Origin of the sequence: Streptomyces sp. NPDC046203, assembly GCF_040646255.1 — a bacterium.
Taxonomy (GTDB): domain Bacteria; phylum Actinomycetota; class Actinomycetes; order Streptomycetales; family Streptomycetaceae; genus Streptomyces.
The window spans coordinates 163,510-185,062 of sequence record NZ_JBEYZX010000007.1 but is presented as its reverse complement, the minus strand read 5'-3'; the positions used below and the strand labels follow the sequence as shown (position 1 = coordinate 185,062).

General features: G+C 71.4%; 20 protein-coding genes, 2 tRNA genes and 2 pseudogenes. 13 read left to right on the top strand and 11 right to left on the bottom strand.

The window, feature by feature from the left end; genetic code table 11:
• Nucleotides 1-115: 115 nt before the first annotated feature.
• From ABZ990_RS08770 to ABZ990_RS08755, 4 genes are all read right to left on the bottom strand, one after another.
• Nucleotides 116-607 (bottom strand): hypothetical protein, encoded by a 492-nt coding sequence (locus ABZ990_RS08770; protein WP_361227407.1) that lies wholly within the window; start codon nucleotides 605-607, stop codon nucleotides 116-118.
• Nucleotides 600-1,604: a hypothetical protein gene (locus tag ABZ990_RS08765; RefSeq protein ID WP_361227405.1), complete on the bottom strand. Its 1,005-nt coding sequence runs from the start codon at nucleotides 1,602-1,604 to the stop codon at nucleotides 600-602. The genes ABZ990_RS08770 and ABZ990_RS08765 overlap by 8 nt, the downstream gene beginning before the upstream one ends.
• 428 nt (nucleotides 1,605-2,032) lie before the next feature.
• On the bottom strand, nucleotides 2,033-2,263 hold the full coding sequence (locus ABZ990_RS08760) for an e9imm peptide (protein WP_361227402.1): 231 nt from the start codon (nucleotides 2,261-2,263) through the stop codon (nucleotides 2,033-2,035).
• Nucleotides 2,260-2,727 (bottom strand): NUDIX domain-containing protein, encoded by a 468-nt coding sequence (locus ABZ990_RS08755; RefSeq protein WP_361227399.1) that lies wholly within the window; start codon nucleotides 2,725-2,727, stop codon nucleotides 2,260-2,262. Before ABZ990_RS08755 ends, ABZ990_RS08760 begins: the two co-directional genes overlap by 4 nt.
• Nucleotides 2,728-2,745: 18 nt before the next feature.
• Here ABZ990_RS08755 and ABZ990_RS08750 point away from each other — a divergent pair, with 18 nt between their 5' ends.
• From ABZ990_RS08750 to ABZ990_RS08700, 11 genes and pseudogenes are all read left to right on the top strand, one after another.
• Nucleotides 2,746-3,525, top strand: a complete 780-nt coding sequence (locus ABZ990_RS08750; RefSeq protein WP_361227571.1) for a GntR family transcriptional regulator — start codon at nucleotides 2,746-2,748, stop codon at nucleotides 3,523-3,525.
• Nucleotides 3,526-3,695: 170 nt separating this feature from the next.
• Complete coding sequence (locus ABZ990_RS08745) at nucleotides 3,696-4,007, top strand: hypothetical protein (RefSeq protein WP_361227396.1); 312 nt, start codon at nucleotides 3,696-3,698, stop codon at nucleotides 4,005-4,007.
• A 3-nt stretch (nucleotides 4,008-4,010) separates the two neighbouring features.
• Nucleotides 4,011-5,366: an FtsK/SpoIIIE domain-containing protein gene (locus ABZ990_RS08740; RefSeq protein WP_361227393.1), complete on the top strand. Its 1,356-nt coding sequence runs from the start codon at nucleotides 4,011-4,013 to the stop codon at nucleotides 5,364-5,366.
• A gap of 83 nt (nucleotides 5,367-5,449) precedes the next feature.
• Nucleotides 5,450-6,119 (top strand): annotated as a pseudogene (locus tag ABZ990_RS08735) (DUF2637 domain-containing protein).
• Nucleotides 6,120-6,133: 14 nt separating this feature from the next.
• Nucleotides 6,134-6,310 carry a hypothetical protein gene (locus ABZ990_RS08730; RefSeq protein ID WP_361227390.1) on the top strand — a complete coding sequence of 59 codons (177 nt, stop codon included), beginning with the start codon at nucleotides 6,134-6,136 and terminating at the stop codon, nucleotides 6,308-6,310.
• 3 nt (nucleotides 6,311-6,313) lie between these two features.
• Nucleotides 6,314-6,505 carry a mobile element transfer protein gene (locus ABZ990_RS08725; protein WP_361227387.1) on the top strand — a complete coding sequence of 64 codons (192 nt, stop codon included), beginning with the start codon at nucleotides 6,314-6,316 and terminating at the stop codon, nucleotides 6,503-6,505.
• Between the two features lie 19 nt (nucleotides 6,506-6,524).
• A complete protein-coding gene (locus ABZ990_RS08720; RefSeq protein ID WP_361227385.1) occupies nucleotides 6,525-6,683 on the top strand; it encodes a hypothetical protein in 159 nt (52 codons plus the stop codon).
• A gap of 11 nt (nucleotides 6,684-6,694) precedes the next feature.
• Nucleotides 6,695-7,039 carry a SpdD-like protein gene (locus ABZ990_RS08715; protein ID WP_361227382.1) on the top strand — a complete coding sequence of 115 codons (345 nt, stop codon included), beginning with the start codon at nucleotides 6,695-6,697 and terminating at the stop codon, nucleotides 7,037-7,039.
• Between the two features lie 90 nt (nucleotides 7,040-7,129).
• Nucleotides 7,130-8,523, top strand: a pseudogene (repSA, locus tag ABZ990_RS08710) (replication initiator protein RepSA).
• The gene (locus ABZ990_RS08705) at nucleotides 8,520-8,726 is read left to right on the top strand and encodes an excisionase family DNA-binding protein (protein WP_361227379.1); all 207 of its coding nucleotides are present in this window, start codon (nucleotides 8,520-8,522) and stop codon (nucleotides 8,724-8,726) included. Before repSA ends, ABZ990_RS08705 begins: the two are co-directional and overlap by 4 nt.
• Nucleotides 8,714-9,952, top strand: a complete 1,239-nt coding sequence (locus tag ABZ990_RS08700) for a site-specific integrase (RefSeq protein ID WP_361227376.1) — start codon at nucleotides 8,714-8,716, stop codon at nucleotides 9,950-9,952. The genes ABZ990_RS08705 and ABZ990_RS08700 overlap by 13 nt, the downstream gene beginning before the upstream one ends.
• A gap of 97 nt (nucleotides 9,953-10,049) precedes the next feature.
• On the opposite strand, the gene ABZ990_RS08695 is transcribed toward ABZ990_RS08700, so the two are convergent.
• Together ABZ990_RS08695 and ABZ990_RS08690 are read right to left on the bottom strand one after the other, a co-directional pair.
• Nucleotides 10,050-10,122: transfer RNA gene (locus ABZ990_RS08695), tRNA-Arg, on the bottom strand.
• Between the two features lie 319 nt (nucleotides 10,123-10,441).
• Nucleotides 10,442-10,532, bottom strand: a tRNA-Ser gene (locus tag ABZ990_RS08690).
• A 490-nt stretch (nucleotides 10,533-11,022) separates the two neighbouring features.
• On the opposite strand from ABZ990_RS08690, the gene ABZ990_RS08685 reads away from it, so the two are divergent.
• Together ABZ990_RS08685 and ABZ990_RS08680 are read left to right on the top strand one after the other, a co-directional pair.
• On the top strand, nucleotides 11,023-11,532 hold the full coding sequence (locus ABZ990_RS08685; RefSeq protein WP_361227373.1) for an SSI family serine proteinase inhibitor: 510 nt from the start codon (nucleotides 11,023-11,025) through the stop codon (nucleotides 11,530-11,532).
• 179 nt (nucleotides 11,533-11,711) lie between these two features.
• Nucleotides 11,712-15,716: a PAS domain-containing protein gene (locus ABZ990_RS08680; protein WP_361227370.1), complete on the top strand. Its 4,005-nt coding sequence runs from the start codon at nucleotides 11,712-11,714 to the stop codon at nucleotides 15,714-15,716.
• A gap of 85 nt (nucleotides 15,717-15,801) precedes the next feature.
• On the opposite strand, the gene ABZ990_RS08675 is transcribed toward ABZ990_RS08680, so the two are convergent.
• The 5 genes from ABZ990_RS08675 to ABZ990_RS08655 all read right to left on the bottom strand — a co-directional run bounded on the left by ABZ990_RS08675 (nucleotide 15,802) and on the right by ABZ990_RS08655 (nucleotide 21,553).
• Nucleotides 15,802-17,454 (bottom strand): long-chain fatty acid--CoA ligase, encoded by a 1,653-nt coding sequence (locus ABZ990_RS08675; RefSeq protein ID WP_361227367.1) that lies wholly within the window; start codon nucleotides 17,452-17,454, stop codon nucleotides 15,802-15,804.
• Between the two features lie 322 nt (nucleotides 17,455-17,776).
• Nucleotides 17,777-18,466: a SigE family RNA polymerase sigma factor gene (locus ABZ990_RS08670; RefSeq protein ID WP_361227364.1), complete on the bottom strand. Its 690-nt coding sequence runs from the start codon at nucleotides 18,464-18,466 to the stop codon at nucleotides 17,777-17,779.
• A gap of 314 nt (nucleotides 18,467-18,780) precedes the next feature.
• Nucleotides 18,781-19,950 carry a lipid-transfer protein gene (locus tag ABZ990_RS08665; RefSeq protein WP_361227361.1) on the bottom strand — a complete coding sequence of 390 codons (1,170 nt, stop codon included), beginning with the start codon at nucleotides 19,948-19,950 and terminating at the stop codon, nucleotides 18,781-18,783.
• The gene (locus ABZ990_RS08660; protein WP_361227359.1) at nucleotides 19,947-20,519 is read right to left on the bottom strand and encodes an acyl dehydratase; all 573 of its coding nucleotides are present in this window, start codon (nucleotides 20,517-20,519) and stop codon (nucleotides 19,947-19,949) included. The genes ABZ990_RS08665 and ABZ990_RS08660 overlap by 4 nt, the downstream gene beginning before the upstream one ends.
• Nucleotides 20,516-21,553, bottom strand: a complete 1,038-nt coding sequence (locus tag ABZ990_RS08655; protein ID WP_361227356.1) for an acyl-CoA dehydrogenase family protein — start codon at nucleotides 21,551-21,553, stop codon at nucleotides 20,516-20,518. Before ABZ990_RS08655 ends, ABZ990_RS08660 begins: the two co-directional genes overlap by 4 nt.

Genomic DNA, 21,553 nt, shown 5'->3' with positions numbered 1-21,553 from the left:
CCACGGCCCGCCCCCGACGACTTCCGGCCCCGCGCGCTCGCCGCTCGCACTCCCGCCGCTATTCCTAATCGACCGCGACGGGACTCTCTACTGCAACCCTAGAGATAGGGCAGCATTAAACCAGAGAGTTCAGAAACGCAGAACGAATTCTGCGAATTATCATCAAAAGCGTGAGCGTAAAATGCGCGAGCAGGATCAGGAGAATTCCACTCAGCCAACGATTGACTTTCTCCATGCCCATCCCGGAGGCAACTCCGAGAATCCCGGCTGCTACTAGCGCAGTCAGGAGGGCATAGGTAACGTTGGCTTGCAGTTGCTTCGCCAGCTTTAGGCGAACATTCTGACTACCGGCCCCGCCGACCTGCACCGCCTTCGCTGCAACATCAAAGAGCAGCACAAGGAGGTTAAAGAGCAGGCCCGCGAGAATAGCGAAGGCAGCGAGAATATTCCCCACCCCCCCTATCTTCCAACTTAGGGCAAATCCGGCTCCCCCCAGGATGAGTGGCGCCCCATAGAAGAACACCACTTCCCCCCAGAGAATCTTATTTGTGGAGTGACTGCGGAGCGTATTGAAATGGTCCTTAACGATCGGAATGAGGTCAATCATTCGGATCAACGGGAACCTCCAGTCGGTAAAAGTCCCAGAGTTCCGGCCACGCGAACTCTCGACGCATAAGCTCGACACTCATGCCCATATTCTGAGCGAGGTCCTCCGCAAGTTCCTTGGCCTTAACGTACACCCATTCATCACTGATGTCGGGAAGGCCATCCTTCTGGAGTTCGGAGTCCAAGTCGTAGAGCATGGCAGGAGTTGTACCAGATGACACTGACAACGTCCTGGTGGAGTTGGCGATCTTGACTTCGATCTTCATCTCTCGGTACTCCACGCCACGCCATTCGAGCATGCTCGAAACGTCAGTCTCACCGCTGATTACCGACTGGATCTTCTTCTTGCCGAAAGGAACTAGGCGCGGGGGGCGCAATACGACTTCCATGGAACCAAGGTTTCGCTCCGCTTCCCCCATTCCGAGGGCATCCGCCACATCGTCCGGAATCGCCTGCCTTACAAGCCGGATCTTCTTAAGCTGACCGTCCGCAAGGTAGGAACCGAAGGCCGACTCGGAAGTCATGTTATTGACTTCCAGCGTGTAGCCAGAGTGCTTGGCCGCAAACGCCTTCTTGAATGCCTCAGTAAGGGATGCGATCACACCGTTCCCCTGGAACCTCTCGGTAAACAGGAGTCCAGCGCTGGAATTTACCGGCGCAATGAGATAGTTCCGGAGATCGGTCAGGTCGACATGATCCTCCTCCTTCTGGAATACGACCTGCCCTGTAGACCTGTCTCGAATGCGCGACTGAGCGCCATAATAGCCCGAGCCAAGCTTAAAGCGCACCGCTCTCTTGTCTTGAACAATCTCCTGGCACTCGAGAGAGCGCTCCTTGAGTTGATTCTCGTAGGGCCTCTCCTGGATGTGCAGAAGGAAGCCATAGAACTCCTTAAGGAGATCCCCCCCAGCCCCATCAAAATTATCCAGTGGCAGATAGTCGTTGTTCCGGCTCTTGCGGATTCGAACGGCGTAACTTGCGAGTGTGTATTTTGCCACTAGGCACCTCCCCAGTTGATCATCAGATCATCCCACAAAGTTGAGTTCCAGGAAACGGAATCAAGTCACTTTTATGTGTCCCGTGTGACTTATGGCCCGAGCGTCTATGCCTGGGCCGGTTGCACCACCCACAGCGCGCCTCAGCTCCCACCTCCACCACGACGCTGCCGGCGGACGCCCACGGGCCCCCTCCATCCCGGAGCTTGAGCGCCCCCGCCGGAGGCATCGTCCTGGCCGGCACGCCGCGCACTCACCCCGGCCACACCGCGGTTCTATCCGCCCAACAACCCGAGCTGTCAGGCGTGCGGCCGGCGGGCGGGCTGGAGCGGGGCGGAGACAGGAGCGCAGGCCCGGGCGACGGGCCGCGCGCGCCGCGCTGGGCGCGGCGGGTGCCTTGATGAAGTAGAAAAACTCTTACCGCGCCGGCCTCAGAGGGCGATCGGCTTGTAGGCCATGGCCCTGTCGACGACCTTCTCGGGCGTCAGATCTGGATCGAAGCTCCAGAAGATGTAGTCACTGATGTGGGGGCAGGCCAGGCCCCGTTCAAGGGCGGCAAGGATCTTGGATGACTCCTCTTCGGAGTCCTCTGCGTTCATGAGGCGCAGGACAAGGGCATTGGCTTCCTCGCGGGTCATCCGCCCTGCCGGCTGCGTGTTCACCGCTGCGTGATCAGCTGGCGGCCGTCGTGGCTGCGGACGTGTGGGCCGTTTCCGTCCAGGGCGTCCAGGAGGCGGACCGCGTAGACCTCCGCCATCCGTTCCTCGACCTCGGCCGGGGTGAGCCAGTCGACCGCGGTGGACTCGTCCGAGGTTCGCTCGGTGCCGCCGGACGGCTTGCAGCGGAAGACCAGGGCGACGATGCCGCGCGTCGTGTTCTTGTAGACCCCGGTCAGCTCGTCCACCTCGACGTGGATCCCGGTCTCCTCCAGGACCTCGCGGGCAACGCCGGCTTCGGGTGCCTCGGTGAGTTCGAGTACGCCGCCCGGGAGCTCCCACGTACCGTTGTCCGCTCGGCGGATCGCCAGGAGACGCCCGTCTTCGCGTACTACCGCCCCGGCCACGGAGACCGAGGGGAGTGGCGTTGACGTGGTTCCCGAACTCCCGTTACTCATGTACAGGAGCATAGGAGAGTGAGTAAGACCGTGGGAACTCCAGCAGGCGCCGGCAAGGCCGTACCTCGGTACGTGCAGATCGCGGACGACATCGTCCAGCAGATCCGGTCGGGGGTGCTGAGGCCCGGCGACATGGTGCCCAGCGAGTCCGAGCTCGTCGAGCGGTACGGCGTCGCGGGCGGGACGATCCGTAAGGCCATGGTCGAAGTGCGTGCCAGTGGTCTCGTCGAGACCCGCCACGGCAAGGGGTCCATCGTGAAGGACCGACCTCCCGTACGGCTCCGCTCCTCCGACCGCTTCCACGCCTCGCATCGCCGCGGTGGCAAGGCGGCCTACCTTGCCGAATCCGAGCAGGCCGGCGTCGCGGCCAAGGTGAGCGTCCTCTACATCGGGCCCATGGAGGCGCCGGCCGACATCGCCACACGGCTCGGCGTCGACGCGGGGACACAGGTGCTGGCACGGCGCCGGCTGCACTTCCGGAACGGGGCGCCCGTCGAGACCGCCTCCTCGTATCTGCCGTGGGACGTGGTGAAGGACATCCCCGAGCTGTTCTCCGAGAACCCGGGCCCCGGCGGCATCTACGCCCGGCTCGAAGACCACGGCCACACCTTCACCGAGTTCGTGGAGACGCTCCAGGCACGACCGGCCACGAAGGCGGAGTCGTCGGAACTGGCCCTGAGCCCCGGCGCGCCCGTGGTGCACCTGCTGCGGAACGCCGTGACGAAGAAGGGACGGGTCGTGGAGGTTTGCGACACCCTCATGGCCGCTGATCAGTTCGTCTTCCAGTACCGGATCCCCGCGACCGACTGACACACGCTCAACTCTCCCCAGCCCGCTGCGGATTCTCTCCGTGGCAGGGCGACTCATGTATAGGAGTTGGGCACTCTTCTTCATGGCACTCATATACATGAGCGAAGGAGTCCAGCCCATATAGAGGAGTGATCCACTAGCGTCAGATTCCCGTCGACACCTCCGCCGCGATGGTGATGGTGGCCCAGCCCCCGACCCCCAAGATCGCGAACCGCCAGACTGGCGAGATCGCCACCGACCGCGACACCGGCGCCCCTCTGATGACGATCGACGTCATGTTCGTCATGGACGGCAACGCCGAGATCCTGAACCTCACCGTGCCGAAGCCCGGCATCTCCGAGGAACTCACGATGGGCACCCCGGTCGCGCTGACCGGCGTCGTCGCCCGGCCGTGGGAGAACGAGTTCAACGGCCAGAAGCGCCACGGCATCAGCTTCCGGGCCGTCGCGGTCACCTCGCTCTCCGCCGCACGGGTGGGCTGACCCATGACCGCGTTAACGGCCACCTTCGCTCTGGTCGCCGTGGCCGCGCTGTTGCTTCGGTGGCAGCACCCGGCCTGGTACTGGATGAGCTTCGGCGTCGTCTTCGCCGTGGTGCGGGTCCTCGTCCGCTACGCCTCGGTCATGGACGCGTGCGGACTGACGGTCCCGCCCCCTCGCTGGCGTCTGGCGCTCGCCCGGGTGACCGGCCGGCCCATCCCCGATTCCCGGGCGCCTCGAATCCTGCGGCTCCGGGCAACGCGTACCGGACTGGTCCTGCGGGTGAAGCTGCGTCCCGGCCAAGACGCGTTCGACTTCTCCGCCGCCTCGGACCGGCTCCGGCACTCGTTCGTCATGCAGAACGTCACCGGCCGGGAGATCCGCTCGGGTGTCGTCGAACTGCGGATGACCGGCTACGACGTCCTCAAGCGGGTTCAGATGCCTGCGGTCACCCGTGCTGGGGTGATGCGGGTCCCGGTGGCCATGCGGGAGGACGGGGAGGTCTACTACCGCGACTACCGTCAAACCCCGCACGCTCTGAACGTCGGTGCCACCCAGTCCGGGAAGTCCGTCTATCAGCGCAACCTCGTCGCCGCTCTCGCCGCGCTTGACGTTGCCCTGGTCGGAACCGACTGCAAGCAAGGAGTCGAACTCGCCCCGCTTGCCCGCCGGTTCACGGCCCTCGCCGACAATCCTGATGCCGCCGCCGATCTACTCGACATCCTGGTCGAGCACATGGAGGAGGTCTATCAACTCATCCGTCGCGAGCAGAGGTTGAGCGCTGATCTGCCGGATGCGGAGATCACTTCCGATATCTGGGATCTCCCCCAGCACCTCCGCCCCACCCCCATCGTGCTCCTGGTCGACGAGGTCGCCGAACTCGCCTTCTACACCACGAAGGAGGAGGAGAAGCGGCGCGACCGGATCGTCACCTCCCTCATCCGGCTCGCTCAGCTCGGCCGTGCCGCCGGTATCTACCTGGAGGTCTGCGGGCAGCGCTTCGGCTCCGAGCTCGGCAAGGGCATCACCATGCTTCGCGCCCAGCTCAGCGGCCGGACCGCACACCGCGTCAATGACGAGACCTCCGCCAACATGGCCTTCGGCGACATCGCCCCGGACGCCGTCCTCGCCACCGTCCAGATCCGCACCGACCGCCCCGGCACCGCCGTGGCCGGTGACTCGTCCGGCGGGTGGGTCCGCATCCGCACGCCCCACCTCACACTCCGGCGAGCCGTGAACATCGCGAACTCCCACGCCCACCGCACGCCGGAGATCCCCGCGCTGGACGCCTTTCGGCCCGTCCTGCCGCCTCTGCGCAATGCCGCGGAGCCCTCGACCGTCACGGCTCCCGTGACCGCCTGAATCCCCTCGCTCCACGGCGGCGTGACCGCTTCACGCCAGGTCCCTACCCCACCCATGCCCGAAACCAGAAGGGAGGACCTGCGATGCGTCCCATCAGCCGGCCGGACACCGTCCTCGTACAAGCCGTGATCGCCGGCGCCCTGTCCTTCGCCCACCTCCACGACCTGGCTGCGGCTGCCGGACAGTCCGGCTGGAAAGCGTGGGCCTACCCCGTCTCCGTGGACCTCCTGCTCGTCGCCGCCTGGCGTCGGCTGCGGTCCTCGCGGACGGCGGGCGAGCCGTCTCACTCGGCCTGGACGTGGTTCACGGTCGCCCTGGTCGCGTCCCTCGGTGCGAACGTCGCCACCGCCGGACTCCTCGACCTCGGGCACGTACCCGCCTGGCTGCGCATCCTCGTCGCCGGCTGGCCCGCCCTGGCGTTCCTCGGCGGCACTCTCCTCGTCCATTCCCCCAGCGCTGCGCCCATGCCGGTGCCGGAGGGGTCGACGCCCACCCCCTCGGCTGGTGCTGAGCCTGACGAACCGGCGAAGTCGGCCGCTGAGCCCGTCCCGACAACCCACACCGCTTGCCATCGAACCCACCTCTGAAGCCGCGCCGATGGCGCCCGTGCCGGCCGCGCTCGTCGCCCACGCGCGGAAGGTCGCCGACGACCACCACACCCGCACCGGCGCCCGAATCGACACCGACACCCTCCGAACCCGCCTTGGCCTGCCGCCCGAACTGGCCGACGCCATCGCCGCCCAACTCGCCTGAGAAGGAGGTCGACCATGCGCGATTCGACCCGGCTCGCCCTGGAGCGCGCCGCCGAACTGACCCGGAACAACCGGCTGGTGGACGCCGTCGCCATCGCCGAGCCGGTGATCACGACCGCCGACGAATCCGAGTCGGCCGAGATCCGTCAGTGGCTCCTCGACCACGCCGACGACTTCACCAGGGAGGTCTGAACAGTGGCTGCCCGCGACCACTTCCACTCCGTGATGCGGATCGGCCCGGTGCAGACCGGCACCCGCCGCGACCGCCGCGGCCGCACCAAACACGCCGCCGTGTGCACGGCCGACGGCTGCGGCTGGTCCTCCGAGTACTCCAGCCCCTCGGCCGCCCAGCTCGCCGCCCGCACCCACCGCTGCCAGCCCCGCTGACGTCGAAGGGAACCACGTCATGGACGTCCCGCTCTGGCTTGCCCTGGTCGTCGTCGGCGGCCTCGGCGTCAAGCTCATCCGCCCGCCCTGGTGGCTCGTCGCTGTGATCCTCCTCGGCGGCTACCTCCTCGCCGACAGTGTCTTGGCCCCGCTCATCGACCACACGATCAACAAGTAGGGAGAACCGCCATGTTCCAGCCGCGCATCCCGGTCAACCCGCTCCCGACCGGCATCGTCACCCCGCTCGTCCAGCCGACCCCGACCGGGGACATCGAGCCCCACCACACCGTTCACGCGCCGGTCTGCGGCCACCACCACGCCCCGGCCCCCACTCCGGTCCCGGCGCGTTCCTCCGCCGTGCGCCTCACCCCGGCCGGGCTGGCCGTGGTCGTCGCCGGCAGCGCCGGAGTGGCCCTCGTCGTCGGCGCGGTCCTGGTCTCCATGCTCCTCGCCGTCGCCGTCAGCGCCGCCTCGGTCGCCGTGTGCGCCGTCGTCCTGCGCTCGCTCCTCAACGGCCCGCGTCGACACCGCTAGTCGGGCTCCCGGGCGGCTCAACCGCCAAGTCTCCGCCGCCCGGGAGCCCCGTCCCTGCCCAGTTCGCAGAACCAGAAGGACCACCCCATGATGACCGACGCGGCCACCTCGTCGGCCGGATGGGACACCGCCACCCTGAGCGACATGCTCCGGGTGGCCGGGTCCCCCGGCTTCGACCGCTGGAAGGAACAGATCCACCGCACCGGCGGCTGCTCCCACCCCATCCACCTCACCGGCTGGACCCTCACCCGAGACAAGGCCACCGGCGAGACCCTGCACCGATACTCCACCGACACGGAACCGGGCGGCCGCCTCCGCATCGCCTGCGGCAACCGCCGGGCCTCCCGCTGCCCCGCCTGCGCGTGAACGTACGCGGGCGCACCTTCCACCTCATCCGCGCCGGCCTCGCCGGAGATAACGCCCGGGACATCCCCGCCGCCGTCCGCGAACACCCCCGGGTCTTCCTCACCCTCACCGCCCCGTCCTTCGGACCGGTCCACAACCGCCCCGGCGCCCGCCCCTGCCGCTGCGGCACCCACCACCCCGAGGACGACACCGCCCTTGGCACGCCGCTCGACCCCGAGTCGTACGACTACGCCGCCGCCGTCCTCTTCAACAACCACGCCGGGCAGCTCTGGCAGCGATTCACGACCCGCCTCCGCCGGGAGATCGCCGCTGCGGCCGGCCTCTCGCAGAAGGACCTGAAGGCGGTCGTCCGGATCTCCTACGGGAAGGTCGCCGAGTTCCAGAAGCGGGGCGCCGTCCATTTCCACGCCGTGATCCGCGTCGACGGCCCGAACGGACCCGACTCGCCGCCGCCCTCGTGGGCCACCACCGGACTCCTCACCGACGCGATCCGCACCGCCGCCACGCACCCGTACACCACAGTCACCGTCCCCGCCGTAGGCAAGCACCCCGCCCGCTCTCTCCGCTGGGGAACCCAGCTCGACATCCGTCCCGTAAAGGCGTTCGGGGACGGCTCCGACGTCACGGAACAGGCCGTCGCCTCCTACATCGCCAAGTACGCCACCAAGGCGGCGGAGACGACCGGCAGCCTCGACCGCCGCATCGGCAACCGGGAAGCCCTGCTCCTCCTCGGCGTCCCCGACCACACCCGACGCCTCGTCGAAGCCTGCTTCGACCTCGACCCGCTCTACCCCGACCGCAGGCTGACGGCCTGGGCCCACATGCTCGGCTTCCGCGGCCACTTCTCCACCAAGTCACGGCGGTACTCGACCACCCTCGGCGAACTCCGCCAGACCCGCGCCGACTACCGCGCCGCCCAGGAACACACCGCTCGCGGCCTGGACGACATCGCCCCGGACACCGTCCTCGTCCTCACCTCCTGGACGTACGCCGGCCAGGGCCACAGCCCCGGTGAAGCCGCCTTGGCCGCGTCCATCGCCCGGGACATCCGCCTCAACCGCGAGACCGCCCGCGAAGCCCTCCGCGACCAACTCCCCCTGGAGGGAACGGAAGCATGACCACGACCGTGATTGAGCCCAGGTGGCACACGACCGCCGAGGTCGCGTCCATGCTCGGCTTCGGGCTTTCTAAGACGAAGATGCTCGTCCTCACCGGAGAGATCCGATCCGTGAAGGTGGGCCGCAACCGCCGCATCCTCCCGGCCTGGGTCGACGAGTACGTCGAGCGCGTCGCCGCCGGCTCCGAGGAGTGGGCCGCATGAGCGGGAAGCGTGGCAACGGCGAGGGGTCCATCTACCAGTACAAGAACGGCTACGCGGCCTACGTCTGGGTCACCAAGCCGGACGGCAAGCGTGATCGGAAGTACGCATACGGCAAGACTCGCGAGGAAGTCCACGAGAAGTGGCTCAACCTCCACGCTCAGGCGAAGAAGGGCCCGATGCCCACCCGGCACCGCACCCTCGCCGTGTTCCTCGCCTACTGGCTCGACTCGATCGTGAAGCCCAACCTCGCCCCGCTATCCTACGTCTCGTACGAGGGGTACGTCCGGCTCTACATCGCCCCGCACCTCGGTGCTAAGCGGCTCGACAAGCTGACCGTCCGGGACGTCCGGGAGTGGCTGACCAAGCTCGCGGGCATCTGCCAGTGCTGCGCGCAGGGGAAGGACACCAAGCGGGAACCGCGTCGGCAGAAGTGCTGCGCCATCGGGGAGTGCTGTGAGGCGTACCCGTCCCGCCGCGTCGTCCAGGGCGCCCGGGATGCCCTCCGTGCCGCGCTGACGCACGCCGTGGCCGAGGAGGAGATCAGCAAGAACGTCGCCTCCCTCGTGAAGGTCCCCAAGCCGCGCCGGCGCCGGATCAAGCCGTGGTCCGTCGCCGAGGCAGGACGGTTCCTCGCGGACGCGGCGGCGCGGGACGATCACCTCTTCGCCGCCTGGGTGCTCGCGTTGTGCCTCGGGCTCCGTCGCGGAGAGATTCTCGGCCTCACGTGGCAGTCGATCGACTTCGAGACCGGCGAGCTGTACGTGGATCACCAGATCCAGCGGGCCGGGCGGCAGATCCTCCACCGGGAGACCAAGACCGAGGAGTCGGACGACTTCCTGCCCCTGCCCGCCATCTGTCTCAAGGCGCTCCGGATGCGCCGCGCCCAGCAGCTCGGAGACCGGAAGGCCGTCGGTGAGCTCTGGCAGGACACCCGCGGGCTCATCTTCACGACGAAGTACGGCACCCCGATCGAGCCGGGGAACCTCACCCGGATGTTCGCGCTGCGGGCCCGTCGGGCCGGCCTCCGCGTGATCCCGCTCCGGAACACCCGCCACACGGTCGCCGCTCTCCTTGTCCTCCTGGGAGTCCACCCGAAGGTGGCACAGCGGATCCTGCGGCACTCGCAGATCGCCATGACGATGGAGGTCTACGCCGCGGCCGGGGAAGAAGACGTGCGCGCTGCCCTCGGCAAGCTGTCCGACGTCATGGGCGGCGCCACCGGCTGACGGCGGTCGGCAGCGATCGGTGCGGTTGCTGTACTTCACTGCTGTACGGCCGCATAACGCGAGAGGCCCGGACTCTAGTCCGGGCCTCTCGACTCTGTGCACTCGGCAGGATTCGAACCTGCAACCTTCTGATCCGTAGTCAGATGCTCTATCCGTTAAGCTACGAGTGCTTGTTTTTAGTTTTTGTCTCCGCTCCCCGGCCTTTCGGCCCGCTCGCGGCGACAGGAAGAACATTACATGACTGCCGCCGTCCTGTGAAATCCATTGGCCACACCCCCTCTGACCTGCGGAAACGCGAATCACACGGAGGGCGCCCAGGCGGGCGGGGAGGGCAAGCGGAACGCCGTCAGGGGGTCGAAATGGCGGGAAAGAGACCGGGGTCACACGAAGCGCAAGAGGTGCGGCGGCACGAAGTGGGCGCGGTGGGGATCGCCGGGGCCGGGAACGACTGAAGCCCCGGCCTTGAGGGCCGGGGCTTCAGTCTTCGTGCGGAGGCGGAGGGATTTGAACCCTCGATGGGCTTTAAAACCCAAACCGCATTAGCAGTGCGGCGCCATAGACCGGACTAGGCGACGCCTCCATACACCTCACGCGCAGGCGAGCGGTGTGTGCAGATGATGACACAGAAGAGCGGCGTGTCACCAATCGCTTTCACCGTACTAGGCACCGGGTGCCCGGGGCAAAGCCCCCGCGACCCCTGCGCGCCCCGTTCCACGCCCCGCTTCCCGCGCTGCCCGCACCCGCCCGGACCCCGGCTCCAAGCCCTGCTCGCGCCCCCTTCGCACCCGCCCGGAACCCGGCCCCAGGCCCTGCTCGCACCCCCTTCGCACCCGCTCCCACCCGGTCCGCGCCCCACCCGCGCCCGCGCGGCGCTCCCCTTCGCGTCTCGCTCCGTGTCTCGCTCCGCGCTCCCTCCCGCGCTCCCGCCGGCTCACCCGGATTGCGCAACGCGGCGGGCCCGGGAGCGTTAGGCAGGGCAGAACGCCCCGCGCCCCGGGCGCCGCCGCGGCACGCCCGCCCCGGCGCGGCCCGGGCGCCGGGGCACCCAGACGTCCCGACGGGAGTCCCCCATGCCGCAGCGCACCCGTGTCCCGCTCCGTGCCCCGCTCCGTACCGCCACCGCGGCCGCCGTCCTCGTCGCCGCCGCGGCCCTCGTACCCGTCACGGGCCCGACCGCGAGCGCGAGCGTCACCGCCGCCCCCGCGCTCGGGCCGCTGCCCCCGCTGCCGCTGCTCTCGGCCCCGGCTGCGGACTCCCTGCGGGTGCGGGTCGAGCACAGCGGGTCCCCGGAGGCCGACGGCGACTTCCGGCTGGAGTGCGGTGCCACGCCCGGCGGGACGCACCCGGCGGCGGCGAGCGCGTGCCGGCGGCTGAAGCAGCTCGCGCAGGCGGGCGGGAATCCGTTCGCGCCGGTCCCGGAGGGGCAGCTGTGCACCCAGCTGCACGGGGGGCCGGCCACCGCGCGCGTCACCGGGACCTGGCAGGGGCACCGCGTCGACGCCCGCTTCTCGCGGATCAACGGATGCGAGACGGACCGCTGGGAGAACCTGCGGCCCGTCCTCCCCCTGACCCGCGTCTGAAGCCCCCTCATGTCCGGCCCCTGGCCGGGGCAGAGCCCCCGGCCGCCGGTGTCTCCCTTAGAATCCCTCCGTGACACACCGCGGCCCCGGGGGCAAGATGGGGCCCGCCGGCCACTAAGCACCAGCGCAAGCGCAAGAGCTGCAGGGCACCTGCAGTGGGTTCAGGGAGGAAGCGTCTCGTGAGCAGCAGGCCATCCCGAGGCGCTGCTCGCCTCGCCGCCATACTCGACGCGCTCCCCGACGGCCTCGTGCTCGTGAACTGCAACGGCACGGTCGTCAACGCCAACACCATCGCGCTCGGCATGTTCGAGACCCCCGGCACCGCGCTCGTCGGGCGCGGGCTGCTCGATCTGCTGCCGGAGTTCGATTCGCGGCTGATCCCCGGTTCGATGCGCCGCCCGGACACCGCCGACGAGCAGGGCCGTACCCGCCCGGCGCGGATGACCGCCCGCCGTACCGACGGCGGCGAGTTCCCCGTCGAGGTGACGAGCGCCAACCTGGAGGACGGCCGCGACGCGTACGCCCCGCACGGCGCCGCCGGCCACGGGCACGTGCACGGCGGCGGCTACACCGGCGACGAACTCCTCATGCTGGTCGTCCGCGACCTCACCGGCACCGTGGACACCGAGGCCGAACTGGCCCGTTCCCAGCGGCAGACCGAGATGATCCTGCGCGCCGCGTCCGAGGGCGTCGTGGGCACCGACACCGACGGCCGGGTCGTCCTCGTCAACCCCGCCTTCGCGCAGATCCTCGGCTACCGGGCGCCCGAGCTCGGCGGTGCCGATCTGCACCGGCTGATCCTCGCCAAGCGCTCCGACGGCGACCCCTTCCCGTACGACGAGTCGCCGCTCGCCGACACCCTCCGTTCCGGCCGCAAGCACCGGGTCCGCGGGCAGGTGCTGTGGGCGAAGAACGGCGACCGGGTGCCGGTCGACCTGACCACCGCGCCGGTACGGGACGGGGACCAGCTCGTCGGCGCCGTCATGACCTTCACCGACCGCAGGCCGCACGAGCGGCTGCTGGAGGAGCACGCCACCGAGCTCGCCGACCGCGCCGAGCGGCACGCCACCGAGCTGGAGCAGCAGCGGGAGCGGTACGCGGCGCTCGCGGCCCGGCACGCGCAGCTGACGGCCGTCCTGGCCGGGTCGCTGCGCGGGCCCCTGGAGGAGCTGCGCGGCGAGCTGGGCACCCTCGCCGACGACGACGCCGGGCAGTTGTGGCCCGAGGCCAACCAGGTGCTGCACCATCTGGCCGCCGGTTACGCCCGGATGACCACCCTCGTCGACAACGTCCTCGGCTACCAGCGCCTCGACGCGGGCGCGGAGGAGCTGGACAAGACCGTGGTGCCGCTCGGCGGCATCGTGACCGGCGGCATCGACGGGGCAGTGGAGCTGATCGGTCCGGGCCGGGTCCAGTTCGCCGTGCACACGCCGCCGATCGAGGCCGAGGTGGACGCGGTACGGCTCACCACCGCGCTCGCGCATCTCGTCGCGGACGTGGCCGGGGTCGACGCGACCGGCAAGAGCAAAGCGGCGCCCGGCGACTCGACGATCGTGGTCGCGGCGGCGCAGCGCGGTGACGTCGTACGGATCGAGGTGCGCGGCCCGTACCCGGGCGGCGACCCGGTCCATCAGCCGATCGTGCGCGGGATCGTCGCGGCGCACGGTGGTGTGGTGCAGACGCACAAGGTGCCGGGGACGGCGGGCGGCGCGTACGTCGTGGAGGTGCCGCTCGGCGCCGGACGCGGCACCCTCGCGCCGGAGGCCGAGGGCGAGGCCGAGGTCGAGGTCGAGGTCGAGGCCGGGAACGGGTCCGACGACGTCGATGACGTCGACGAGAACGAGACCGGCGAGACCGGGGCCGAGGCCGCCGGCGAGTCCGGGGACGAGCCGGGGGGCGCCTCGCCGTCCGAGGCTGCTGCCGAGCCGGCCGTAGCCGTTCCCGCCGCGCGCGGGAGCCAGGAGCAGCGGCCGGCGGGCGCCGAGCCCATCGCGCTGCCCGCGCAGGCCACCCAGTCCGCCCAGTCGCCCCAGCCGGCCCCGTCCGAGGCCGTGGCGGGAAGCGGACGGCGGCGCGGGCGCCGGGCGTCCACGGACGCGTTCCTGGAGAGCCCGCTGGCGTCGGAGGACGCGACGGCGGTGCCGCAGCCGACCGGCCGCCGCCGGGGCAGGCAGGGCGACACCCCGCCCGGCGGTACGCCCCATGAGCTGATCCCCGCCCAGGCCGGCCCCCCGACCTCGGCCGGGCAGTCCACCGGCACCGGCCGCCGCCGCGGCCGGCCCGCCGAGGGCGCGGTCGTGACCGCCGCCGAGGGCGCGCAGCCGCGCCCCGCGCTCGGTGACACGGTTCCGCCGCAGGGTGTTCCGGCCGACGCCGGTACCCCCGCCGTATCCGCCGCTCCGGCGCTGGCCCCCGTGCCCGCGTCCGGGCCCTCCGGCATGCCCGTGCCTCCCTCCGGCATGCCCGCCTCCGCTCTGCCCGCGCTGCCCGCCGTCGCGTCGGCCGAGGCTCCCGCGGCGCAGCAGCAGCCGACCGGGCGGCGCCGCCGGGCGCTCGCCGCCGCGCAGGAGCGGGCCGCGGCCGCCGAGGCGGGACCGCGGACGCCGTTCGCGCTGCCGCCGGCCGACGCCGACCGCGCGCCGGACGAACACCCCGCCGAGCACGCGGCCGTACGGGCGCTGCCGGGAGACGAGCACGCCTCGCCGCAGCCGCACCCGCTGCCCGCGCCGACGCCCGGCACCGGCGGAGGCACGGGTTCGGGCTCGGGTTCGGGTACGAGCACGGGTTCGGGTTCGGGTACGGCTCTGGGCGCGGCCACCGCGACCGGCACCGGCTCCGTACCCCTGCCGCCCGAGGTCCCGGCGGCTCCGGCGGCCCCCGCGCCCCAGGACGCCTCGCAGGGACGGGCGTTCAGTGTGCGGACCCTCGGACAGGGCGTCCCGCTGACCCCGCCGGCCGCCCCGGCCGCCCCGGCCGCTCCCGCCGTATCCGCCGTCGCGGCACCCGCCGCCCAGGCCCCGGCCCCCGCCCCCGCGTCCGGTCGGCGCCGCAAGCTCGGCAACCCGGCCGAGGAGAACCGCCCGGCCCCGGCCGCCGCTGCCGCGCTCCCCGCGCCCCAGCCGCAGCAGCCCCAGCCGCAGGGCGGCCAGCCCCTGCCGGTGCCCTCGGCGATGCCCGCTCCGATGCCCCTGCCCGTACCGGCGACCGTCGGTGCCCCGGCTCCCGCGCAGGCCCCTGCGTCCGCGCCGATGCCGGTATCCACGCCGGTACCCGCGCCGGTTCCCGTGTCCGCGGGTCTGCCCGTGTCGAAGCTGGGCACGCCCCCGGCGCCGGAGGGCCGCTCGTACGCGATAGAGGCGCCCGCCGAGGGCTCGGCGGAGGGTCCGGAGCCGCTGGACGGCCCCGGCGGTGCCGTGGAGGTGGCGAACCAGCCGCTGCCGCAGCCCGTCGACGACGAACTCCCCCCGGAGCCCCTGGACAACCCGCGCCGGCTGCTCGTCTGGCCCGCGCCGGACGTGGCCACCCAGCAGGCGCTGAGCGAGCGCGGCTACCGCCCCGTGATCGTGCACTCCCGCGAGGAGGTCGACGCGCAGATCGCCGCCTTCCCGGCCGCGCTCTTCGTCGACCCGCTGACCGGTCCCATCACCCGTACCGCGCTCCAGTCGCTGCGCCAGGCCGCCGTCGCCGCCGAGGTGCCGGTGCTGCTCGCGGCCGGGCTCGGGCAGGCGACCCGTGAGGCGGCGTACGGCGCCGATCCGGCCGTCCTGCTGAAGGCGCTGGCGCCCCGGGACAGCGAGCAACACCCGTCGCGGGTGCTGCTCATCGAGGAGAACGAGGACATCGCGGAGGCGCTGGCGGCGACGCTGGAGCGGCGCGGGATGCAGGTCGCGCGGGCCGCGTCCGACACCGAGGCGGTCGCACTGGCCCAGGATCTCCGGCCGAACCTGGTGGTGATGGACCTGATGCAGGTACGCCGCCGCCGGGCCGGGATCATCGACTGGCTGCGCGCGAACGGGCAGTTGAACCGCACTCCGCTCGTCGTCTACACCTCGGCGGGCCTCGACGAGTCGGAGCTGGAGCGGCTCACCTCGGGCGAGACGGTCCTCTTCCTCGCCGAGCGGTCGACCAGCACCGAGGTGCAGTCCCGGATCGTCGACCTGCTCGCGAAGATCGGCACCAACTGACCGGCGCCAGGCGCCTCTTGTCATGTGATCGGCGCCAACCGATCGGCCGAGCCGGTCGGTTGGCGCCGAGATCAGAGCAACTGCCCTACAACTGCGTGACGTCCAGGTCGCCGTCCGCGTACTGCTTGCGGATCACCTTCTTGTCGAACTTCCCGACGCTCGTCTTCGGGACGGCCGGCACGATGGCCCAGCGCTCGGGGAGCTGCCACTTCGCGACGCCGCCCTCGGCGAGGAGGAAGGCCCGCAGCTCCGTGTAGTCCGCGCTCGCGCCCTCCTTGAGGACGACGGTCGCGAGCGGGCGCTCGCCCCACTTCTCGTCCGGGACGGCGACGACGGCGGCCTCGGCGACGGCCGGGTGGGCCATCAGGGCGTTCTCCAGGTCTATGGAGGAGATCCACTCGCCGCCGGACTTGATGACGTCCTTCACCCGGTCGGTGAGGGTGAGGTAGCCGTCGGCGGTGATGATGCCGACGTCACCGGTCTTGAGCCAACCGTCGGCGCTGAACTTGTCGTCCAGGCACAGGGGTTCGCCGTGGGCGCCGCCGTAGTAGGAGCCCGCGATCCAGTTGCCGCGTACCTCCAGTTCACCGGCCGACTCGCCGTCCCAGGGCAGGAGTTCGCCGTCGGGGCCGACCAGCCGGCCTTCCACGCCCGCCGGGAAGCGGCCCTGGGTGACGCGGTACGGCCACTCCTCTTCGGCGGTGAGACCGGCCGGCGGGTGGGCCACGGTACCGAGCGGGGAGGTCTCCGTCATGCCCCAGGCGTGCACGAGCCGGACGCCCAGCTTGTCGTACGCCTCCATGAGGGAGGGCGGGCAGGCGGCGCCGCCGATGGTGACCTGGGCCATCGAGGTGAGGTCGCGGGGGCGGGCGAGGACCTCGGCGAGCAGCCCCTGCCAGATGGTGGGGACGGCGGCGGCGTGCGTCGGGCGCACCATCTCGATCATGTCGGCGAGCGGCGCCGGCTGGAGGAACCGGTCCGGCATCAGCAGGCTGACACCGGTCATGAAGGCGGCGTGCGGGATCCCCCACGCGAGGACATGAAACTGAGGGACCACGACCAGCGAGGTGTCCTTGGCGCTCAGCCCCATCGACTCCGTCATGCCGACCTGCATGGAGTGCAGGTAGATGGAGCGGTGGGAGTAGGCGACGCCCTTGGGGTCGCCGGTGGTGCCGGAGGTGTAACACATGGCGGCGGCGGCGCGCTCGTCCAGCTCGGGCCAGTCGTACGTGACCGGACGGCCGGCGATCAGCTCCTCGTAGTCCCAGACGCGCGCGGTCGCGCCGTCGAGGACGGAGCGGTCGCCGGGGCCGGTGACGACGACGTGCTCGACGGTCGGCAGATGCGGGAGGAGCGGGGCGACGAGCGGCAGGAGCGAGCCGTTGACGAGGAGGATCCGGTCGGCGGCGTGGCCCACGATCCAGGCCAGCTGCTCGGCGGGAAGCCGCAGGTTGAGGGTGTGGACGACCGCGCCCATGGCGGGGATCGCGAAGTACGCCTCGACGTGCTCCGCGTTGTTCCACATGAGGGTTGCGATGCACTCGCCGTCGGTGACACCGAACTCGTCACGCAGGGCATGGGCCAGCTGGGCGACGCGGGCACCGGTCTGTGCGAAGGTGCGGCGCTGCGGCTCCGGCTCGCCGGTCCAGGTGGTGATGGTCGACTGTCCGTGGACACGCATCCCGTGCTGGAGGATGCGGGTCACGGTCAGTGGTACGTCCTGCATGGTGCTCAGCACGGCGTCCTCCCGAGGGCGCTACGCGGCGGTAGTGAGGTGGGGGTGTGCTGATTCTGCTCACGTCCACCCGGTATGTCACTACCCGGGAGTATCCAATTTCGCCAGTGATCACTGGCGTAACCGAGGGTAACGTATGCCCGGGTGACCTGCCACGACGCCGGAGGCGCCGGTCGGCGAGGTGACGGACTACGGTTCCGGGGGCCGTACCGGAATCATTGATTCCGGGTGCTTCCGGGGGGCGGCGCCCCTCAAGGGGGCGGAGTCCTTCCGGGAGACGGAGCCCTTCCGGACCGCCGCCCCGCCCCGCCGCACCATCACCGCGTCACGCCGCCGGGGCCAGCTCCGGGTCCTCGCGCAGCTTGCCGAGCGCCCGCGAGACCGCGCTCTTGACCGTGCCGACCGAGACCCCGAGCACCTCGGCGGTCTGCGCCTCGCTCAGGTCCTCGTAGTACCTGAGGACGACCATCGCCCGCTGCCGCTCGGGGAGCTTCATCACCGCACGCCACATCGCGTCGTGCAGCACCTGGCGCTCCGCCGGGTCCGGCTCCCGGTCCAGGGCCGGCTCCGGCAGCTCCTCGCACGCGTACTCGTCGACCCGGCGCTTGCGCCACTGGGACGTACGGGTGTTGAGCAGCGCGCGCCGGACGTAGCCGTCCAGGGCGCGGTGGTCCTCGATGCGCTCCCAGGCGACGAACGTCTTGGCCAGCGCCGTCTGGAGCAGGTCCTCGGCGTCCGAGGGGTTCGCGGTCAGCGAGCGCGCGGCGCGCAGCAGGACCGGGCCCCGGGCACGGACGTACGAGGCGAAGGAGGGGTACGCGAACGGGCGGGCCTGGACGGCCGCAGGGGCCACGGGGGCCGCAGGGACCAGGGAGGCCACGGGGGCCGCAGGCGCGGTGTGGTCCGCCGGTCCCGGCTGGGCGGGGACGAGGGACAGGACGCCGAGACGGGCCGCGCGGCGGCCGGCGGGCGTCGAGGCACCGGCGCAGACAGAGCCGGAGGGTCGCGGAGTCATGACTCCACGTTAAGAGCGAGGGGGTGCGGCGGGGATCGGTCCCAGGTCCCGACCCCTGGTCCCCCTCAGGTTGTAGGGGTGGAGAGCGCCCCACCTCCTGAGGGTGGAGCCGGTAGGGGGAGGGGTCAGGGTCGGACCCCGAGACGGGATCAGGGGCGGGCTCGGGGATGAGGTCCGGGGCGGCGGTCGGGGCGGGTCGGTACGCCGCCCGGAGGCGGCCCCTCAGGGCCCTCTCGGGGATGCCTCAGGGGTCGGGGGGCGGGGTCGTGGGGGTTCGGAAGACACCCGGGTGACGGGAGAAGGGTGGGCGGACCTCAGGTGTCCGTGCCCAGGACGAGGCCGGACGTCGGGACCCCGGTGCCCGCCGTGACCAGGGCCCGGGCCGCCCCCGCCACCTGGTTCACGGAGCTGCCGCGCAGCTGCCGGACCGCCTCCGCGATGCCGTTCATGCCGTGCAGATACGCCTCGCCGAGCTGGCCCCCGTGGGTGTTCAGCGGCAGTACGTCCGCCTCGACGAAACCGGCGCCCTCGCCCGGCCCGCAGAAGCCGAACTCCTCCAGCTGCATCAGGACGTACGGGGTGAAGTGGTCGTAGAGGATCGCGACGTCGATGTCGCCGGGCGCGAGCCCCGAGGTCCGCCACAGCCGGCGGGCCACCACCCCCGTCTCGGGCAGCCCGGTCAGCGCGTCCCGGTAGAAGCCGGTCATCGCCTCCTGGCCCCGCCCCGCACCCTGCGCGGCGGCCACCACCACGGCGGGCGGGCGGGCGAGGTCGCGGGCGCGCTCGGTGGAGGTGACGACGAGGGCCTGGCCGCCGTCGGTCTCCTGGCAGCAGTCGAGCAGCCGCAGCGGCTCGGCGATCCAGCGGGAGGCGGCGTGGTCGGCGAGGGTGATCGGCCTGCCGAAGAAGTACGCGGCGGGGTTGGTGGCCGCGTGGCGCCGGCCGGTGACGGCGACATGGCCGAGGACGTCCGGCGAGAGCCCGTACGTGTGGAGGTAGCGCTGGGCGGTCATGGCGACCCAGGAGGCCGGGGTCAGCAGCCCGAACGGCAGCGGCCAGCCGAGCGCCGCGCCCTCCGCCGACGGTTCGCGGTGCTGTACGCCGGAGCCGAAACGGCGGCCGGAGCGCTCGTTGAACGCCCGGTAGCAGACGACGACTTCGGCGACCCCGGCGGCGACGGCGAGGGCCGCCTGCTGGACGGTGGCGCAGGCCGCGCCGCCCCCGTAGTGGACCCGGGAGAAGAAGGAGAGCTCGCCGATGCCGGCCGCCTGGGCGACGGTGATCTCCGGGCTGGTGTCCATGGTGAAGGTGACCATGCCGTCGACGTCGCCGGGGGCGAGCCCGGCGTCGTCGAGGGCCGCGTGCACGGCCTCCACGGCCAGGGTCAGCTCGCTGCGGCCGGAGTCCTTGGAGAACGCGGTGGCCCCGATCCCGGCGATGGCGGCGCGCCCGCCGAGCCCGTCCGCGCGGGCGTGCGCGGTCATCGGGGGCCCTCCGGGTCGGGGTCGGGGTCGGGGCCAGGGGTCCCTGTCAGGGTTGTCGGGGGCGTGAGGGCCGTCAGGGCCGGCGGGACTTCCGGGACTTCCGGGGTGGGCGGATCCGCCGGGGCCTTCGGCTCCGTGGGGACGTCGACCGTCACCGTGCCCGTCACATGGTGGCCGAGCCCGTTCGCGCCGACCACCCGGACCCGTACCGTCGCGCCGTCGACCTCCGTCACCGTTCCGGTCAACGTCATGGTGTCCCCGGGGTAGTTGGGGGCCCCGAGCCGGATGGAGACGGCGCGCAGGACGGCGCGCGGGCCGAAGCGGTCGGTGATGTAGCGGCCGACGAGACCGTTGGTGGTGAGGATGTTCATGAAGATGTCCGGGGAGCCCTTCTCCCGGGCGCGCTCGGCGTCGTGGTGCACGTCCTGGTAGTCGCGGGCGGCGATCGCCCCGGCGACGACGAGGGTGCGGGTGACCGGGACGACGAGCGGGGCGAGCGTGTCACCCGGCCGGACCCGCGCCGTCCCCCGTACGGGCGCCGCCCGTACCCCTGCGGGGTCTGTCGTCATGCGGGCGTTCCCTTCGCGAGGAGGTCGCCGAGTTCGGCGAGGAGTTCGGTGCCGCAGCCCAGATACGCGCCGAGCTGCCGTCCCCAGAGGAAGTGCCGGTGCACGGGGTGGTCGAGGTCGGCGCCGAGACCGCCGTGCAGATGCTGTCCGGCGTGCACCACCCTGGTTCCGGCCTCGGCGGCCCACCAGGCGGCCGTCAGCGCCTCCTCGGCGTACGACAGGCCCTCGTCGTACCGCCAGGCCGCCTCGTAGGCCGTGACCCGGATCGCCTCGGTGTCCATGTACGCGTCGGCCGCCCGGAGTTGGACGGCCTGGTGGGCGGAGAGCGGACGGCCGAACTGCTCGCGTACGGAGGTGTACGCGACCGCGCGGGCCAACGCACCGGCGCACACGCCCGCCTGCAGCCCGGCAAACGCGATCCGGGCGGCGCCCAGCACCCCCGCGTACGCCCCGGGCACCCCCACCCGCTCCCCACGCGCCCCGTCGAGCACCAGCCGGCCGGCCGACCAGGGCGCGGTGAGCTCGACGGGCTCCACCCCGGCACCCCGCAGGGCCACGAGCCAGAGCGCCCGCGTCTCGTCGGGGACGAGGACATGGGTGGCGTCCCGCAGCCACGGCACCCACGGGACGGCACCGGCGAGCCGGCCCCCCGGGCCCGCGCGGACGGCGCCCTGGCCGTCGTACGCGGGAAAGGCGCCGGTCACCACCATCGTCCCGGCGAGGAGTCCGGGCAGCAGCCGGGCCCGTTGCTTCCGCGTGCCGTGCCGGGCGAGGGTCAGCAGCCCGTAGACGGCGCTCGCGGTGAACGGGACCTGCGCCGTCGTACGCCCCTGTTCCTCGGCGAGCAGGACGAGCCCGAGGAGACCGGTCTCCAGGACGGCCTCGGACAGACCCGCCGCGCACAGAGCCCTCCACAGCTCGGGATCGCTGCCGGTGCCGGTGGCGGCGAGCCGTTCGTGGGTGGCGAGATCCCCGAGTATCCGCGCGGCGAGCGCGCGGGCCGCCGACTGCTCCTCGGTGGGGGTGAAGTCCAT

Coding starts and splice junctions, on each gene's coding strand:
- ABZ990_RS08715 (WP_361227382.1), top strand. CDS start 6,695: ATGTTCCAGCCGCGCATCCCGGTCAACCCGCTCCCGACCGGCATCGTC.
- ABZ990_RS08770 (WP_361227407.1), bottom strand. CDS start 607: ATGATTGACCTCATTCCGATCGTTAAGGACCATTTCAATACGCTCCGC.
- ABZ990_RS08745 (WP_361227396.1), top strand. CDS start 3,696: ATGGTGATGGTGGCCCAGCCCCCGACCCCCAAGATCGCGAACCGCCAG.
- ABZ990_RS08705 (WP_361227379.1), top strand. CDS start 8,520: ATGACCACGACCGTGATTGAGCCCAGGTGGCACACGACCGCCGAGGTC.
- ABZ990_RS08660 (WP_361227359.1), bottom strand. CDS start 20,519: ATGACGACAGACCCCGCAGGGGTACGGGCGGCGCCCGTACGGGGGACG.
- ABZ990_RS08720 (WP_361227385.1), top strand. CDS start 6,525: ATGGACGTCCCGCTCTGGCTTGCCCTGGTCGTCGTCGGCGGCCTCGGC.
- ABZ990_RS08670 (WP_361227364.1), bottom strand. CDS start 18,466: ATGACTCCGCGACCCTCCGGCTCTGTCTGCGCCGGTGCCTCGACGCCC.
- ABZ990_RS08740 (WP_361227393.1), top strand. CDS start 4,011: ATGACCGCGTTAACGGCCACCTTCGCTCTGGTCGCCGTGGCCGCGCTG.
- ABZ990_RS08685 (WP_361227373.1), top strand. CDS start 11,023: ATGCCGCAGCGCACCCGTGTCCCGCTCCGTGCCCCGCTCCGTACCGCC.
- ABZ990_RS08655 (WP_361227356.1), bottom strand. CDS start 21,553: ATGGACTTCACCCCCACCGAGGAGCAGTCGGCGGCCCGCGCGCTCGCC.
- ABZ990_RS08755 (WP_361227399.1), bottom strand. CDS start 2,727: ATGCTCCTGTACATGAGTAACGGGAGTTCGGGAACCACGTCAACGCCA.
- ABZ990_RS08730 (WP_361227390.1), top strand. CDS start 6,134: ATGCGCGATTCGACCCGGCTCGCCCTGGAGCGCGCCGCCGAACTGACC.
- ABZ990_RS08665 (WP_361227361.1), bottom strand. CDS start 19,950: ATGACCGCGCACGCCCGCGCGGACGGGCTCGGCGGGCGCGCCGCCATC.